Source organism: Sporosarcina sp. AD_1 (assembly GCF_057373025.1).
On sequence record NZ_JBPVIR010000008.1, the window covers coordinates 12,571 to 27,208 of the forward strand.

Here is a 14,638-nt window from a genome sequence, read left to right on the forward strand (position 1 = left end):
AAAGGAATGATATGTGATGCAAGAGAACCCAGTAAAGCTATACGTGTCTGTAGCCAACCAGCAAATCATGACAGATAAGCATTCATCCCCTTGGGAATATGAATTGACGATTACGAGAGAATACATCCCGATCTTTGAACATTTATTTGAGCAGATGAATCATTTGGAGTTCCGCAACTTCCTGCGTTCTCACCTGCCTTATGTTCCCTATCATTTCGACAGTGATAATACGGATATCGATGTTCGGACGATGAAGCTTTATGCGTTAATCCATGAGTTTACAGATACGGAAACACGTTTATTTATCGAGAAATTGCCTTATTTCCGTCCGGAACCTGAGAAAAAGTACAATCCGTTCTAAAGATTTACTTGATGGCGGGGCGTTCAAGCGTCCTGCTATATTTTATTTGGATAAAAAGAACATTTGGAATGTAAATGCGCGTGTCCTTCGCTACACTATAGGAAAGGATGTGTTACATATGATTACGTATAATGACATTAAAGGCGCTGCAGTTGAATTGACTTTTGGTGAGAATCGCAAAGGCATGGAAGCAAGACATGTTCTCGTGGTCCTGAAGCATGAGGGGAAATGGCTTTTGACTCGCCATGAAAGCAGAGGGATCGAATTTCCCGGAGGCAAGGCAGAGCCGGGCGAAACAATAGAAGAGGCCGCGGTCCGTGAAGCGATCGAAGAGACAGGCGTTACACTGAAGGACCTTGTTAAATTTGCCGAATATGTCGTGGAAACCGATCCTCCTTTTTGCAAAGCGGTATTTACGGGTACTGTCGATTCCATTGAGGAAAATCCGGTGCTGTACGAAACAGGCGGTGCTTTATGGTTCACGGATGAGGAACTGGACCTTTGCAACGAATTAAGTTTCCATATGAAGGACACCGGCATGGAGAAAATCCGGAAGTGGGTGGAAACCCATGGCGGATAACGGTAGCATCATTTCCAAAAGGATCTACCCGTCGCCAAATCCCCGCGTGAAGCTCCAGGAAGTGACGTACTGGTCGGGCGGAGTGAAAGTGAAGGGACTGCTGGGGGAACCGGTAGAAGAAGGCCAATATGAAGGCATCCTTTATTTGCGCGGCGGCATGCAGCATGTCGGTATGGTGCGCCCTTCCCGGATTGCGCAGTTCGCTTCGCAAGGTTTTGTCGTGTTCGCCCCTTACTACCGAGGAAACCGCGGTGGGGAAGGGCGAGACGAGTTTGCAGGAGCCGACCGTCAGGATGCGGTCTTTGGAGTGGATGTACTCAAGCAACATCCAAAGCTGCGGAAAGATCGCATTCATTTGTACGCTTTTTCGCGTGGCGGGATCATGGCATTATGGACTGCGATTTTACGAGATGATATCACCTCTGTCGTCACGTGGGCGGGTATTTCGGATGTCGTGTTCACGTACAATGAAAGAGAAGACATGCGAAGAATGATGAAACGGGTTATCGGCGGTACGCCGAACAATTTGCCGGAAGCGTACCGGGAACGGACTGCCTTATTCCGTATTAAGGAAATGGATGCGCCTATTTTGATTATCCACGGCATGAAAGATGAAAATGTCTCATTTGAACAGGCGATCATGCTGGAGGACGCGTTGCGGGAACAAGATAAGACGTATGATACCTGGTATTTTCCTGACTATACACACCACTTCCCGGCAGCTGAAAATGCGAGGGTTGTCCGCGAATTATGCGAGTGGATGAAAAAAGTTGAATAGATTGCATTGAAAAAGCACCTTCGAGCGGATCGGTCTCGGAGGTGTTTTCTAGCGGACGAAAATCGGAGGTGAATTTCAATAAGAAAAGCCGTCTCACGTTATGTGCGAGACGGCTTGCTTGTATTCGATTAGGCAGTTGGTCCGCCAAATTTGACAATATCTGCAGAGACATTTTCAAATTTCTTGAAGTTCTCACGGAACAGATCAGCCAATTCGTTAGCTTTCTTATCGTATGCTGCAGTATCTGCCCAAGCATTGCGTGGGTTCAATACTTCGCTAGGAACGCCTTCAATTGCTGTAGGCATCGCAAGACCGAACACTTCGTTCGTTTCAGTTTCTACGTCTTTCAACTTGCCAGCAAGAGCTGCACGAACCATTGTACGAGTATGTTTCAATGCCATACGCTTGCCGACGCCGTATTCGCCGCCAGTCCAGCCTGTATTGACAAGGAATACTTGTGCATCATGCTCATCGATTTTCTTACCGAGCATTTCCGCATAAACCGTTGCAGGAAGCGGAAGGAACGGAGAACCGAAGCATGTCGAGAATGTCGCTTCAGGAGCTGTAATCCCGCGTTCAGTACCTGCCAATTTGGACGTGAAGCCGCTAAGGAAATGATACATCGCTTGCTCTTTCGTCAACTTGGAGATTGGAGGCAGCACACCAAATGCATCCGCAGTCAAGAAGATGATTGTTTTTGGCTGGCCAGCCACTGATGGCGTAACGATGTTATCGATATATTGAATCGGATAAGCGGCACGAGTGTTTTCAGTTAAGGAGTTATCATCATAATCTGCAACACGTGTTTCTTCATCCAAGACAACGTTCTCCAAGACAGAACCAAAACGGATTGCACCATAAATTTCCGGTTCTTTTTCAGGCGAAAGGTTGATACATTTAGCATAGCAGCCACCTTCAATATTGAAGACGCCGTTATCCGACCAGCCGTGCTCGTCATCACCGATCAATTTACGTTGTGCATCTGCAGACAACGTTGTCTTTCCAGTACCTGAAAGGCCGAAGAACAAAGCAACATCGCCTTCTTCACCAACGTTTGCAGAACAGTGCATCGGTAAAATGCCGCGTTCAGGAAGCAAGAAGTTCATGACAGAGAAAATCGATTTCTTCATTTCTCCAGCATATTCAGTACCGCCGATCAACACAATACGGCGCTCAAAGGAAACAATGATGAATGTTTCGGAGTTCGTTCCATCAACAGCTGGATCTGCTTTGAAAGACGGTGCAGCTAAGATCGTGAATTGTGCTTCATGCGTTTTCAATTCTTCTTCAGTCGGGCGGATGAATAATTGGTGGACAAACAAGTTTTGCCACGCGTATTCGTTGATGACCTGAAGGGAAAGCTGGGAGTCTTTATCAGCACCTGCAAAGCCTTTGAAAACAAATAATTCATCTTTTTGCTTTAAATGATTGATCACTTTCGTGTATAGTGAATCAAAGATGTCCGCAGAAATCGGACGGTTCACTTTGCCCCAGTCGATTTTATCTTTAGTGGAAGGTTCTTCAACAATGAATTTGTCTCCAGGTGAACGGCCCGTATACTTTCCAGTGCGTGCAGCGAGTGCACCGTCTGCTGAAAGTTGTGCTTCTCCGCGAGCTGTCGCCTTTTCAACCAATTCCGCGACGGATGGCTGGATTGTAACATTGTTGCCTGCAAGAAGTTCTTTAAGTCCGTTTTCGATTTTCGCTGAAATCATAGTTTACGTACCGTCCTTTACATATAGTCCCAACTCAATGGGTATCCTTATTTTCGTAATTAGTATAACACATTAAGAATAATAATCTATACTAATTAAAAACTCAAGTGTTTCTCATTAAAATGATTTGACAAAAGCGCGAGTTTTTCGTAGCATTATATCATGAACGGATACTCTTATCCCGAGCTGGCGGAGGGACAGGCCCTATGAAGCCCGGCAACCTGCGCATACACTGCGAAAAGGTGCCAAACCTGGAGCAAGGTTGAATCCTTGGACGATAAGAGTGAAAGGTGCTGCTTTTGAAATAATGCCTTTCCTCATGTATATTTACGTGAGTGGAAGGCTTTTTATATTGTCTGGCCCTTAATCCTTGTGTATGTTGACGTCGACTCTCTTCAGGCGTGGAACTACTGGGACATATAGAGTACCGTATCAATATGAGCAAGCCGTTAAGGAGGAAATTACATTGACAAATCGCCGACTGTTCACATCGGAATCGGTAACAGAAGGACATCCGGATAAAATGTGCGATCAGATCTCTGACGCCATTTTGGATGCAATTTTAGAGGAAGACCCAAATGCACGCGTTGCGTGTGAAACAACTATCACAACAGGTCTCGTACTTGTTATAGGTGAAATTACAACGACAACGTACGTTGATATTCCGAAGGTCGTTCGGGACACAGTAAAGGAAATCGGGTACACCCGCGCGAAATTCGGATTCGACTGGGAAACCTCTTCTGTTTTGACTTCCATTGATGAACAATCACCGGACATCGCAGCGAGTGTGGATCAGGCGCTCGAAGCAAGAGAAGGAACGATGACCGATAAAGAATTGGAAGCCATCGGTGCAGGGGATCAGGGCTTGATGTTCGGATACGCATGTGATGAAACTCCGGAATTAATGCCTTTGCCAATTAGCTTGGCGCATAAATTATCCCGACGCTTAGCGCAAGTTCGCAAAGAAGACATCCTTTCTTATTTACGTCCGGATGGAAAAACGCAAGTAACGATCGAATATGATGAAAACAACCAACCGGTCCGTGTCGATACCATTGTCATCTCGACACAGCATCACCCGGACACAACGTTAGATCAAATCAAACGTGACATTAAAGAACACGTGATTGATGCAGTCGTCCCTGCTGAATTATTAGATGAAGAAACCAAATACTTCATTAACCCATCCGGTCGTTTCGTTATCGGCGGACCACAAGGGGATGCAGGATTGACAGGCCGGAAAATTATCGTTGATACGTATGGCGGCTACGCTCGTCACGGCGGCGGTGCATTCTCCGGTAAGGACGCGACAAAAGTAGACCGTTCCGCATCCTATGCGGCACGCTACGTAGCGAAAAATATCGTAGCTGCTGGACTCGCTTCCCGTTGTGAAGTACAGCTGGCGTACGCAATCGGTGTTGCGAAACCCGTTTCCATTTCCATCGACACATTCGGAACTGGAAAAGTCGAAGAAAGCAAGCTAGTCGAAATGGTGCGTGAGCTGTTTGATCTCCGTCCTGCCGGCATCATCAAAATGCTTGATCTTCGCAGACCGATCTACAAACAAACTGCTGCATACGGTCACTTTGGCCGCACAGATGTCGAGCTTCCTTGGGAACAAACCGACAAAGCAGCCGCTTTGAAAGAGAAATCCGGCATCGTTGTCGGGTAATAATGAAACAGGAGAAGAAAAACGTTATGTTTTTCTTCTCCTGTTTTTTTGATTGGAAGAGGGCGTGAGATGAAGGGGAATTTGGGGATTAAAAAAATCCCTTACAATGGGTTGGAGGGCAGGAATCCATCCATATCCAAAATAAAGGGTATCTGTTTTCGTTTTGCTATTGAAGGGAGAGTGGAGTACTTAATACAAGGGTATTGATCTGCAATCATACGAAAAGCCACTTTAATTTCTTTCTTGGCGCTAATTAATAATTGATTACCAGAACTTTACCTGTATCAGGGACAACCATTAGCGTAATCTCTTCGGAGCTTGCATTCTTTCCTTTAAAATAGTAAGCACGATCTGGAGCAAAAGGATTCCAACTAGACTCCACTTGAACGGTACCCGTATCCACGATGGTCATAGTATGATTGTTTAAGACTTTTTCTTTTGCTTGTTTATAAGTTAACGATGGTAAAGAAAGGAAAACAGATAAAATAATTATACCAATATAAATGAAATAACGTGTGAGCCTCTTATTCGGAATTAGCTGATGGTAAACAATAACATGAAGTCCTAATAAAACAATCGGCATTTTTAACGACATGACTCCACTGTATAGGCTCCGATCTATAATAAAGAGTATGATTAGAAAAATAAGCGAAATGATGAGTCCTTGCTTATACTTTTTAATATGATTTCACCTTTTCCGATGTTTATTTGCAGTAGCATGGTGGATCAGAAGTAGCCTAATCCATATGCGTTAGTAAAGATTTATTTATGATTAGTTTCATCTTAACAAACAGGTTATGATTTCGTCCTGCTTTATTTACAAATGCTTCATTATAAGTGTTTTCCCCAGTAACATAGAAATCGTCAGTTTTAAGAGGTGCTAGATTGAACGTTGGAGTGCTCGTATCTGCGGTCGAACCACTCGTATATTTCAGCAACCGCTCGTATCCGCCATCGAACCACTCGTATCCACTCCCAAACCGCTCGTAAAATTCCTCGAGAAGAATAAGCTCAACGATCCGAGCATTTTTCTTGATTGGTCAAAGGCATGCAGCGCGACCTGGTGCAGGCAAAGACATGGAATTTCCCGCGTTTAGATTAAACGGTCGAACCGCTCGTATCGGCCGCCGAACCACTCGTATCCGCGGTCGAACCGCTCGTAAAATTCCTCGAGAAGAATAAGCTCAACGATCCGATCAATTTTCTTGATTGGTCAAAGGCATGCAGCGCGACCTGGTGCAGGCAAAGACATAAAAATTTCCCGCGTTTAGATTAAACGGTCGAACCGCTCGTATCGGCCGTCGAACCACTCGTATCTTCCGGCAACCGCTCGTATCGGCCGTCGAACCACTCATATTTTCTGGCAACCGCTCGTATCGGCTGCCGAACCACTCGTATATTCTGGCAACCGCTCGTATCCGCAATCGAACCACTCGTATCTTCCGGCAACAGCTCGTATCGGCCGTCGAACCACTCGTATCTTCCGGCAACCGCTCGTATCCACTCCCGAACCGCTCGTAAAATTCCTCGAGAAGAATAAGCTTAACGATCCGATCAATTTTCTTGATTGGTCAAAGGCATGCAGCGCGACCTGGTGCAGGCAAAGACATAAAAATTTCCCGCGTTTAGATAAAACGGTCGAACCGCTCGTATCGGCCGTCGAACCACTCGTATCTTCCGGCAACCGCTCGTATCGGCTGCCGAACCACTCATATATTCTGGCAACCGCTCGTATCGGCTGCCGAACCACTCGTATATTCTGGCAACCGCTCGTATCCGCAATCGAACCACTCGTATCTTCCGGCAACCGCTCGTATCGGCTGCCGAACCACTCGTATATTTCTGCAACCGCTCGTATCCACCAGCGAACCACCCGTATATTCAACCAACAATCCGTATTCGCCTCCGAACCAATTGTATAGTCCTCAATCCAATTATTCAGCTAAAATAATACATATCAAGATAGCGTGTATTTTGATTTTCCAGAAACGGTTTGGTATGGTAATACTACTTATAGTTATATGGAGATTTTTCCAATCGCTTGTTCCTCTTAGTAGGGGAAGATCGACGACTCTCATAGGGAGGTTGAAGGATATGGGATTAGAGATGTGGCTTATGGTTCTGCTTGGGGGAGTAGGGTTTGTATTGTTGGCGGGCATTGTCACTTTATTTATATTAGAGAAATGAAAGCACACGCGTTGTGCTTTCATTTTTGCATTTTTTTATAAACTTGTCCTTTTTCCACATAGCTGTTGACGATGCGTTCCATGTCTGCCCGGTCTTCGTCGTTGAGTTCTCGGACTACTTTAGCAGGGGAGCCGAGGGCGAGGCAGTTCGGAGGAATTTTCTTTCCGGGTGGCACGAGGCTTCCTGCTCCAATGAAAGCTCCTTCGCCGATTTCAGCTCCATCTAATATGATGGAACCCATTCCGATGAGGGCGCCTTTCCGAATAATGCAGCTGTGCAGTAATGCTTTGTGGCCGACGGTGACATCGTCTTCGATGAGCAGTGTTTTGCCTGGGCTTTGGTGGAGGCAGCTCAAGTCTTGGATGCTGACGCGTTCTCCAATTATTGTAGGGGCGACGTCCCCGCGGATGACGGTGTTGAACCAGATGGATGAGTTTGCACCGATTGTCACGTCACCCGTAATGGTTGCGTAGTCCGCAATGTAAACAGACGGGTCAATCGCTGGTGTTTTACCATTGTATGGATAAATCAAGATGATCCCCTCTTTCTTTAAAAATCGTGTATAATCATCGTATTATCATCCTGTTTTCATTGTAACAAAGACAGGCTAGGTTCGATAGATTTTTCGCAGGAAGGGGAGAATTCCATGTGGAAATGGGAAGCGGAAGGACAGCCCAAAGCGATTGTTGTCCTCGTTCATAATGCGTATGAACACCATCGCCGGTATGCATGGTTGATCCAGACACTACGGAATGGCGGCTTTCATGTCGTCACAAGTGATTTGCCGGGGCATGGCGAAGAGAGTGGCAGAGGCGTGCATGATGAGTCATTTGATTCTTATGTAAAACATATTAAGAAGATGATGGAGGTCGCGCTGCTCGATACGGTTCCGATGTTCGTTGTCGGCCACGGCTTGGGTGCGACATTGGTGATGCATCTGCTGCAAACGGAGAAGTTGGAATGTGCAGGCTGTATTTTCAGTTCGCCTTGGCTTTCATTAAAACATCAGCCGTCCAAGTTTTCGTCCGTTCTGACAAAATTATCGCCTTCCATGAAAATTAATCATGACGTGACGATTGAGAGGCTGACGAGAAATTATGATCTGTACATAGACGCCCAAAATGACCGTCATTACAGTTCGGCGGTGACTGCTTCCTGGTACCGGGAATTGACTGCATTCATGAAGGCTGTGCAGACCAATGAAACATCCATTCAAGATGTTCCTGTTCTGCTGCAGACGGGTGGCCGCGATAAAATAACCGACAACTCATACGCCAAAAAATGGCTTTCTAATCAACAGCTATCTGAATTCCATTTCAAGGAATGGAAGAGGTTGTATCATGATTTGTATCAAGAGCCGGAACGGGATGAAGTCTATCAATATATTGAATCCTTCATGAACAATGTGCTTCGATCTCTTGGCTATGTTGTGTAATTTTGAATAAAGGAAGGATGGGGAACATGACGACAATTGGATTGATACGCCATGGGGTGACTGCTTGGAATAAAGAAGGGCGTGCGCAAGGGAGCTCCGATATTCCTCTCGATGCGGAAGGAATTGCAATGGCAGAACGAGTAGCCGCACGATTGGCAGGCGAACAGTGGGATGTGATTTATTCGAGTCCATTGAGCCGGGCGAAGATGACTGCTGAAATTATAGGGAACGAGATGCCGGGTGTTCCGATGGTACTGGATGATCGAATTCGCGAAACGGGCGGAGGAAAGATCGAGGGCACGACAGAAGCAGAGCGTATTGAAAAATGGGGAGCGAATTGGCGGGAGCTCGATATGGGTTTTGAACCTCATAATGAGGTTATTTCTCGTGGGATGGCTTGCATTAATGAGATCCAAGATAAATATCCAGGCAAGCGGGTGCTGCTTGTGAGCCATGGCAGTTTCATCAAACGCCTTTTAAATGAACTGGTCCCAGATGCCGATCTCGACCAGGGAGTCGATAATACATCGGTCACGATCTTGACGTTGCAAGACGAAGGGAATCATTGTTCTTTATTTAATTGCACGGCACACTTGAAGGCGGTGGATGCATGAAACAGGATGCCCAATATTTCATAGACCAGCTTAACATGGAGCCTCATCCAGAAGGTGGTCATTATGTAGGCACTTTTCATTCCGATGAAGAGATAGACAGGCAGGGTAACCGGCGCAGTTTGTATACGAGCATTTATTTCTTGCTGCAGCCCGGAGAAGTTTCCCATTTCCATCGATTGAAATCGGATGAAGTTTGGTATTACCATGCCGGCAGTCCGTTGATCATTCATACGATTGATCCAAACGGCGTATACAATGAAATTAAACTTGGACTGGCTGTTCATGAAGGTGAACAACCACAAGCCGTTGTGCCGAAGGGAACCATCTTTGGTTCCTCTATGATTCAAGAAGGCTCCTTCTCGCTCGTCGGTTGCATGGTCGCGCCTGGCTTTGATTTTGAGGATTTTGAGCTATTTGAACGAGAGGAATTAGTAGCGCAATATCCACAACATGAAGCGATCATCACCCGATTGACCCGTCTATAATGGCAGGTTTCTGCCTCTTAAATAATGAAAGCAGGCAAAAAAAGTTTTTTGCCCGCCCCAGGTGAAACATTGGGCCTTAGTGGAATAAGATAGAAATAGGCTGCTGTACCGTAAGGAATCGTACGAGTTCTGAAGCGGAAATTTTTTCAGCAAATTTCGTCAGGAATGCGTGAAACTTTTTATTAAATGGAGTAGTCTAGTAATAGAGAGATTTTGATCGGAGGAAGTCAGTTTTGAAAAAAGAAACGAAAAGTGAAATTATGTCTTGGGTTAAATCGTTGGCAATCGCGTTTGTCATCGTATTTGTCGTCCGTCAATTTCTATTTGCTCCAGTTGTCGTCTCGGGCCAATCCATGGAACCGACTTTTGAATCGAACAACCGTGTTGTCATTTCCAAAATCCATAAACTCGATCATTTTGATTTAGTCGTTTTCCATGCGCCGGGTACAAAGGAAGATTACATTAAGCGTGTGATTGGGTTGCCGGGAGATACTGTCGAAATGAAGGACGATCAATTATTCATCAATGGCAAGGCGTATGATGAGCCTTATATTGAGGAAAATAAAGAAAAGATCTTTAAAGATCAAAAATTGACAGAAGACTTTGAGGTTACAGTTCCGGAAGGCCAGCTCTTTGTTCTTGGCGATAATCGTCGCAACAGTACAGACAGCCGGATTATTGGATGCATTGAAGAGTCGTCGGTCGTTGGAAAAGTTGAATTTCGATTCTTTCCATTCAATTCAATAGGAATACCAAAATAATGCAGACGCTAGTCCTAGGGATTGACGGCTTAGGCGGGGCGGGGAAAACGACAATTGCTGAAAAGATTCAGCAGGAGTTCGTGGACTCCGTCCTTTTACATATCGATGATTTCATTCATCCGAGATTGATTCGGTATGCAGAAGGATTGGAACCGTGGAAAGCGTATTACTTTGAACAATGGCGGTACTCCTATTTGATTGAAGAAATATTTAAGCCAATACGAAAAGGCAAACCGGTGCATAAAAAGATCGAGATTTATAATAAAATCAATGATTCCTATGTCGAAAAATGGATTGATATTCCGGTAGGCGGCATGTTAATCATAGAAGGTGTATTTTTGCAACGGCCTGCATTAAGGGAGTACTTTGACCAAGTCATTTTTATCGATATCGATAAAGAAACCCGACTCCAAAGGGTGCTGGAACGCGATTTATATATCGGCTCGCCTCAAGCAATTTTGAAGAAGTACAACGAGCGTTATTTCCCGGCGGAAGAGGAATATGTAAGGGAAAATGATCCGGTAAACCGGGCGGATTTCGTCTGGAACGGGACATCGCAAACAAAAAGATTCCATGATTATCTCCATTCGATTGCGGGTATCCTTTAAAAGACTACGCATAGAGGAGTGACGATCATGGCAAAAGACAAGAACAACAAGAAGAACGACAGCATGCATGACTCGGCCCAACCGAAAATGTCCGGTGTGGAATTCACAGATGAACAGCGCCAGACTAACGAAGTGGCTTCTACTTCCTATACCGGGAGTCGAAAAGATAAGACGAATTTGAAGGACGACAAATTGGAAACAGGCGGCTATTAAGCAGCACCTGGTGATAGCAAAACCTCTGCCCATGCAGAGGTTTCAGCCTGTTGAAAAAACGCTTTCATACGTTGTTGCTCGGCTCGCTCGTCCTCTCATGAACTTTTAGTTCTATTCGAGTCTTCGCTCGCCTTCGCGCCTAGTCTGGCAAGCGTTTTCAAGCCAGGCTGAGGTGTGTGCTAATTAGTCGAAAAAGCAATTACAAATGTGTAGACAAAGTTAAAATCGACTTTGTCTACACTCTGAAACCTCTGCCCATGCAGAGGTTTTTTGCATTGCCTCTACAAATATCCGTTCGTATGGTAAATTAGAAATAACGTCAACTGAAGGAGTTATCGCAACATGAGTGATTTTTTTGAAAGGAAAAAGAGGGAGCTCGGCATTGTGTTAAATGACGTGCAAAAAAAGGCGGTCATGCAAACCGCTGGCCCGTTGCTCTTATTAGCATGCCCAGGATCGGGCAAAACGACAACGATGATTATGCGTATCGGCTATTTGCTAGAAGTAAAGAATGTGCCAGCCTCCCGAATAAAGGCAATCACCTTTAGCCGGGCTTCTGCCAGGGATATGGCGGAACGGTACGAAAGGTTCTTCCCAAATCACCCTCCCATTGATTTTTCAACTATTCATAGCTTGGCGTTTCAGATTACACGTACATATTTAAAGAAAACAGGTACTTCGTTTGAGCTGCTTGAGGGAAATAAAAGAGAGCGCCCTGCGCAAACCAAGAGTCTGATATTAAAAGAGCTATATCGAAAAACTATGCAGGAAGAGGGAACGGAAGATGATCTAAAGGCATTGCAGACGTTCATTTCATTCCTAAAAAACAGAATGATTCCCCATTCCCAGTGGGAAGAGGTGAAAGGGCCGTTTCACAAGGCAGGGACCATCGCACTGAAATATGAACAGGCGAAATCAAGGACGACGGGCCATTTGCTTCTCGATTTTGATGATATGCTCACTATTGCAGAACAGGCGCTTCGCTCTGATCCTGGTCTCGCCGCGTCGTTCGGCAGCCGATATGACTATCTTTTAACCGATGAGAGCCAGGATACGTCGCTCGTGCAGCATAAAATTATTGAGCATCTTGTCAAAGATCATAGCAACTTATGTGTTGTGGCAGATGATGACCAATCCATTTACACGTGGCGCGGCGCCGATCCTGATTATCTGCTTGATTTTCAAAAGGTTTATCCGGATGCCTCCTTGTTAAAGATGGAAAGAAATTATCGGTCCTCCAAGGAAATTGTTGAGACAGCGGCGAAATTCATTACACGAAACAAAATGCGTTATGAAAAGGCCATGCATACAACGAATGACACTGCCGGCCCGATTGTGCTCAAATCATTTGATTCCCCAAAGGAACAACTGGAATACGTAACCTATGAAGTGTTGAATGAAAAGAATTTGAATGAGGTGGCCATCCTATTCCGTAACAATTCCTCATCCACCCTCTTTGTCAACGAACTGCATCGACGCGGTATTCCTTTCTATATGAAGGATGCGGATGATCAGTTTTTCTCTCATTGGATCGTAGAAGATATTTTGAATTTCATGCGACTGAGCTTTAATGTGGAGCGGAAAGATATTTTTTCTAAAGTCATCATGAAAATGAATGTCTTTGTCTCACGCCATATGGTGAATCAGTTTATGAATGCTCAAACCACGGGGAATGTATTTGAATCCTTTCTCCGCATGACCGATTTGAAAAAGAGTCAGATCGATAAACTGGAACATTATCAGGCCATCTATGAAAAGATGGCTTCAATGCGGCCGGCACAAGTCATCCGCCTGATTCGATATGAATTGGAGTATGAAGATGCATTGAAAAGCCGGGCAGAAAAATTCGGGTATCGGATTGAAAATTTAATTGGCATATTAGACACGTTGGAAAGCATCGCATCGCAATTACGGACAATGGTCGAATTCGCAAATCGGCTCAAAGAGTTGGAAACGGCAGTGACGGAAGCGAAATATGCTCCAAGAGGTGATGCAGTCACCTTATCCACCTTCCACAGCGCGAAAGGATTGGAGTTCAGCCGTGTATTTATGATCGACTTAATCCAAGGTATTATTCCCTCCGATGAGGATGAAGGCGACCTGGCGGCGATGGAAGAAGCAAGGCGGCTCTTCTATGTCGGCATGACGAGGGCGAAGCGTAGATTAGAATTGCTGTCGTATCGTACGCTGGACGGCAAGACGAAAGAAGACTCGAAATTTATGAATGAAGTGCGAGGGATCCTGATGAAGCCGGAAGAGATGAACAAGCCTAAACTTAAAAAAGCCGACCACTCGATTCCGCTAGATCCGGATGGGGTGGCGGAGCGCAAGGAGCTAGCGGAAGGCATGATTGTGACGCACCGGGTTTTCGGAAGAGGCGTCATCGAGTCGATCGGTGAAGAGGACATTCAAATTCGTTTTGGTGAAACAGTGAAGAGATTATCGCTGGAAATGATCATAAGCAGAAGACTTTTGAAAGTGATGGAAGTATGAGAACAGGACTGCTTGTAGGAGTGGCGGGAGCCATAGGGGCGATGTGCCGGTACGGCCTGGGAATGCTGTTCCTGCCCTTATCAGAGGGATTTCCGCTGGGGACGTTCAGTGCCAATCTGATTGGAACGTTCCTGCTGTCATTTCTTGCAGCAGGTGCCATTCAGCGGCTGACGAGGGATCAAGCTATGGAAACGGCCATCATGACCGGGTTCATTGGCTCCTTCACGACCTTCTCGGCACTCAGTATCGAAACCGTGACATTCGTGCAAGAGGGCAAGTGGGGAGTCGCAGTCCTTTACGTAGCGAGCAGCTTTGCGGGTGGAATCGGGATGGCTGCCTTCGGACGGAAATGGGGTGGGCGGAAATGATGATTCTTCAGTTTCTTGCCGTTGGGGCAGGCGGTTCCATCGGAGCTGTGCTCCGCTGGTTCTTTGCAAACAAGATGAACCAGGCCGGTAAATTTCCAACAGGTACTTTTCTCGTAAATGCAGCCGGTTCCTTGTTAATCGGTATAATCGTCGGCTTGCAGATGAACATGTGGGCAACTCTATTTTTTGTGTCTGGATTTGCAGGAGGTTTGACAACTTTTTCGACTCTGAATAAAGAACTCCTCTCCTTATGGAGTGAGCGAAAAAGAATATTTTTTATATATTTATTCAGTACGTATAGCATAGGAATCCTTTTCGCAGCTGTTGGCTTCATGATCGGTCGTAACATATAAAGCTTAGTCCGTTTC

General features: G+C 45.5%; 17 protein-coding genes and 1 riboswitch. Of the genes, 13 read left to right on the top strand and 4 right to left on the bottom strand.

The window, feature by feature from the left end; translation table 11 throughout:
* Window positions 1-16 precede the first annotated feature (16 nt).
* The 3 genes from ACSW3C_RS15355 (at window position 17) to ACSW3C_RS15365 (ending at window position 1,719) form a co-directional block, all read left to right on the top strand.
* The gene (locus ACSW3C_RS15355; RefSeq protein WP_248511768.1) at window positions 17-361 is read left to right on the top strand and encodes a transposase; all 345 of its coding nucleotides are present in this window, start codon (window positions 17-19) and stop codon (window positions 359-361) included.
* 118 nt (window positions 362-479) lie between these two features.
* On the top strand, window positions 480-941 hold the full coding sequence (locus tag ACSW3C_RS15360; RefSeq protein WP_486563673.1) for an NUDIX hydrolase: 462 nt from the start codon (window positions 480-482) through the stop codon (window positions 939-941).
* On the top strand, window positions 931-1,719 hold the full coding sequence (locus ACSW3C_RS15365; protein ID WP_486563674.1) for an alpha/beta hydrolase family protein: 789 nt from the start codon (window positions 931-933) through the stop codon (window positions 1,717-1,719). The genes ACSW3C_RS15360 and ACSW3C_RS15365 overlap by 11 nt, the downstream gene beginning before the upstream one ends.
* Before the next feature lie 128 nt (window positions 1,720-1,847).
* On the opposite strand, the gene pckA is transcribed toward ACSW3C_RS15365, so the two are convergent.
* A complete protein-coding gene (pckA, locus tag ACSW3C_RS15370; RefSeq protein WP_486563675.1) occupies window positions 1,848-3,434 on the bottom strand; it encodes a phosphoenolpyruvate carboxykinase (ATP) in 1,587 nt (528 codons plus the stop codon).
* A gap of 173 nt (window positions 3,435-3,607) precedes the next feature.
* Window positions 3,608-3,718, top strand: a riboswitch (SAM riboswitch).
* 182 nt (window positions 3,719-3,900) lie between these two features.
* On the opposite strand from pckA, the gene metK reads away from it, so the two are divergent.
* The gene (metK, locus tag ACSW3C_RS15375) at window positions 3,901-5,106 is read left to right on the top strand and encodes a methionine adenosyltransferase (RefSeq protein ID WP_269135877.1); all 1,206 of its coding nucleotides are present in this window, start codon (window positions 3,901-3,903) and stop codon (window positions 5,104-5,106) included.
* Between the two features lie 253 nt (window positions 5,107-5,359).
* On the opposite strand, the gene ACSW3C_RS15380 is transcribed toward metK, so the two are convergent.
* The 3 genes from ACSW3C_RS15380 to ACSW3C_RS15390 form a co-directional block, all read right to left on the bottom strand.
* Window positions 5,360-5,689, bottom strand: a complete 330-nt coding sequence (locus ACSW3C_RS15380; RefSeq protein ID WP_486563676.1) for a hypothetical protein — start codon at window positions 5,687-5,689, stop codon at window positions 5,360-5,362.
* Between the two features lie 768 nt (window positions 5,690-6,457).
* A complete protein-coding gene (locus tag ACSW3C_RS15385; RefSeq protein WP_486563677.1) occupies window positions 6,458-6,979 on the bottom strand; it encodes a hypothetical protein in 522 nt (173 codons plus the stop codon).
* 333 nt (window positions 6,980-7,312) lie between these two features.
* Window positions 7,313-7,825 (bottom strand): gamma carbonic anhydrase, encoded by a 513-nt coding sequence (locus ACSW3C_RS15390; RefSeq protein WP_486563678.1) that lies wholly within the window; start codon window positions 7,823-7,825, stop codon window positions 7,313-7,315.
* Window positions 7,826-7,939: 114 nt separating this feature from the next.
* Here ACSW3C_RS15390 and ACSW3C_RS15395 point away from each other — a divergent pair, with 114 nt between their 5' ends.
* The 9 genes from ACSW3C_RS15395 (at window position 7,940) to ACSW3C_RS15435 (ending at window position 14,623) form a co-directional block, all read left to right on the top strand.
* The gene (locus ACSW3C_RS15395; RefSeq protein WP_486563679.1) at window positions 7,940-8,728 is read left to right on the top strand and encodes an alpha/beta hydrolase; all 789 of its coding nucleotides are present in this window, start codon (window positions 7,940-7,942) and stop codon (window positions 8,726-8,728) included.
* Window positions 8,729-8,754: 26 nt separating this feature from the next.
* Window positions 8,755-9,342, top strand: coding sequence for a histidine phosphatase family protein (locus ACSW3C_RS15400; protein WP_486563680.1), 588 nt, complete (start codon window positions 8,755-8,757; stop codon window positions 9,340-9,342).
* A complete protein-coding gene (locus ACSW3C_RS15405) occupies window positions 9,339-9,827 on the top strand; it encodes a cupin domain-containing protein (RefSeq protein ID WP_486563681.1) in 489 nt (162 codons plus the stop codon). The genes ACSW3C_RS15400 and ACSW3C_RS15405 overlap by 4 nt, the downstream gene beginning before the upstream one ends.
* A gap of 233 nt (window positions 9,828-10,060) precedes the next feature.
* A complete protein-coding gene (gene lepB / locus ACSW3C_RS15410) occupies window positions 10,061-10,588 on the top strand; it encodes a signal peptidase I (protein WP_248511752.1) in 528 nt (175 codons plus the stop codon).
* Complete coding sequence (locus tag ACSW3C_RS15415) at window positions 10,588-11,196, top strand: nucleoside/nucleotide kinase family protein (RefSeq protein ID WP_486563682.1); 609 nt, start codon at window positions 10,588-10,590, stop codon at window positions 11,194-11,196. The genes lepB and ACSW3C_RS15415 overlap by 1 nt, the downstream gene beginning before the upstream one ends.
* A 27-nt stretch (window positions 11,197-11,223) precedes the next feature.
* On the top strand, window positions 11,224-11,409 hold the full coding sequence (locus tag ACSW3C_RS15420; protein ID WP_238080032.1) for a hypothetical protein: 186 nt from the start codon (window positions 11,224-11,226) through the stop codon (window positions 11,407-11,409).
* 342 nt (window positions 11,410-11,751) lie between these two features.
* A complete protein-coding gene (locus ACSW3C_RS15425) occupies window positions 11,752-13,902 on the top strand; it encodes an ATP-dependent helicase (RefSeq protein ID WP_486563683.1) in 2,151 nt (716 codons plus the stop codon).
* Window positions 13,899-14,270 carry a fluoride efflux transporter CrcB gene (crcB, locus tag ACSW3C_RS15430; RefSeq protein WP_486563684.1) on the top strand — a complete coding sequence of 124 codons (372 nt, stop codon included), beginning with the start codon at window positions 13,899-13,901 and terminating at the stop codon, window positions 14,268-14,270. Before ACSW3C_RS15425 ends, crcB begins: the two co-directional genes overlap by 4 nt.
* Window positions 14,267-14,623 (top strand): fluoride efflux transporter FluC, encoded by a 357-nt coding sequence (locus tag ACSW3C_RS15435; RefSeq protein WP_486563685.1) that lies wholly within the window; start codon window positions 14,267-14,269, stop codon window positions 14,621-14,623. Before crcB ends, ACSW3C_RS15435 begins: the two co-directional genes overlap by 4 nt.
* The last annotated feature ends 15 nt before the right edge of the window (window positions 14,624-14,638 follow it).

Coding starts and splice junctions, on each gene's coding strand:
- ACSW3C_RS15355 (WP_248511768.1), top strand. CDS start 17: ATGCAAGAGAACCCAGTAAAGCTATACGTGTCTGTAGCCAACCAGCAA.
- ACSW3C_RS15360 (WP_486563673.1), top strand. CDS start 480: ATGATTACGTATAATGACATTAAAGGCGCTGCAGTTGAATTGACTTTT.
- ACSW3C_RS15365 (WP_486563674.1), top strand. CDS start 931: ATGGCGGATAACGGTAGCATCATTTCCAAAAGGATCTACCCGTCGCCA.
- pckA (WP_486563675.1), bottom strand. CDS start 3,434: ATGATTTCAGCGAAAATCGAAAACGGACTTAAAGAACTTCTTGCAGGC.
- ACSW3C_RS15380 (WP_486563676.1), bottom strand. CDS start 5,689: ATGCCGATTGTTTTATTAGGACTTCATGTTATTGTTTACCATCAGCTA.
- ACSW3C_RS15395 (WP_486563679.1), top strand. CDS start 7,940: ATGTGGAAATGGGAAGCGGAAGGACAGCCCAAAGCGATTGTTGTCCTC.
- ACSW3C_RS15400 (WP_486563680.1), top strand. CDS start 8,755: ATGACGACAATTGGATTGATACGCCATGGGGTGACTGCTTGGAATAAA.
- ACSW3C_RS15405 (WP_486563681.1), top strand. CDS start 9,339: ATGAAACAGGATGCCCAATATTTCATAGACCAGCTTAACATGGAGCCT.
- ACSW3C_RS15415 (WP_486563682.1), top strand. CDS start 10,588: ATGCAGACGCTAGTCCTAGGGATTGACGGCTTAGGCGGGGCGGGGAAA.
- ACSW3C_RS15420 (WP_238080032.1), top strand. CDS start 11,224: ATGGCAAAAGACAAGAACAACAAGAAGAACGACAGCATGCATGACTCG.
- ACSW3C_RS15425 (WP_486563683.1), top strand. CDS start 11,752: ATGAGTGATTTTTTTGAAAGGAAAAAGAGGGAGCTCGGCATTGTGTTA.
- crcB (WP_486563684.1), top strand. CDS start 13,899: ATGAGAACAGGACTGCTTGTAGGAGTGGCGGGAGCCATAGGGGCGATG.
- ACSW3C_RS15435 (WP_486563685.1), top strand. CDS start 14,267: ATGATGATTCTTCAGTTTCTTGCCGTTGGGGCAGGCGGTTCCATCGGA.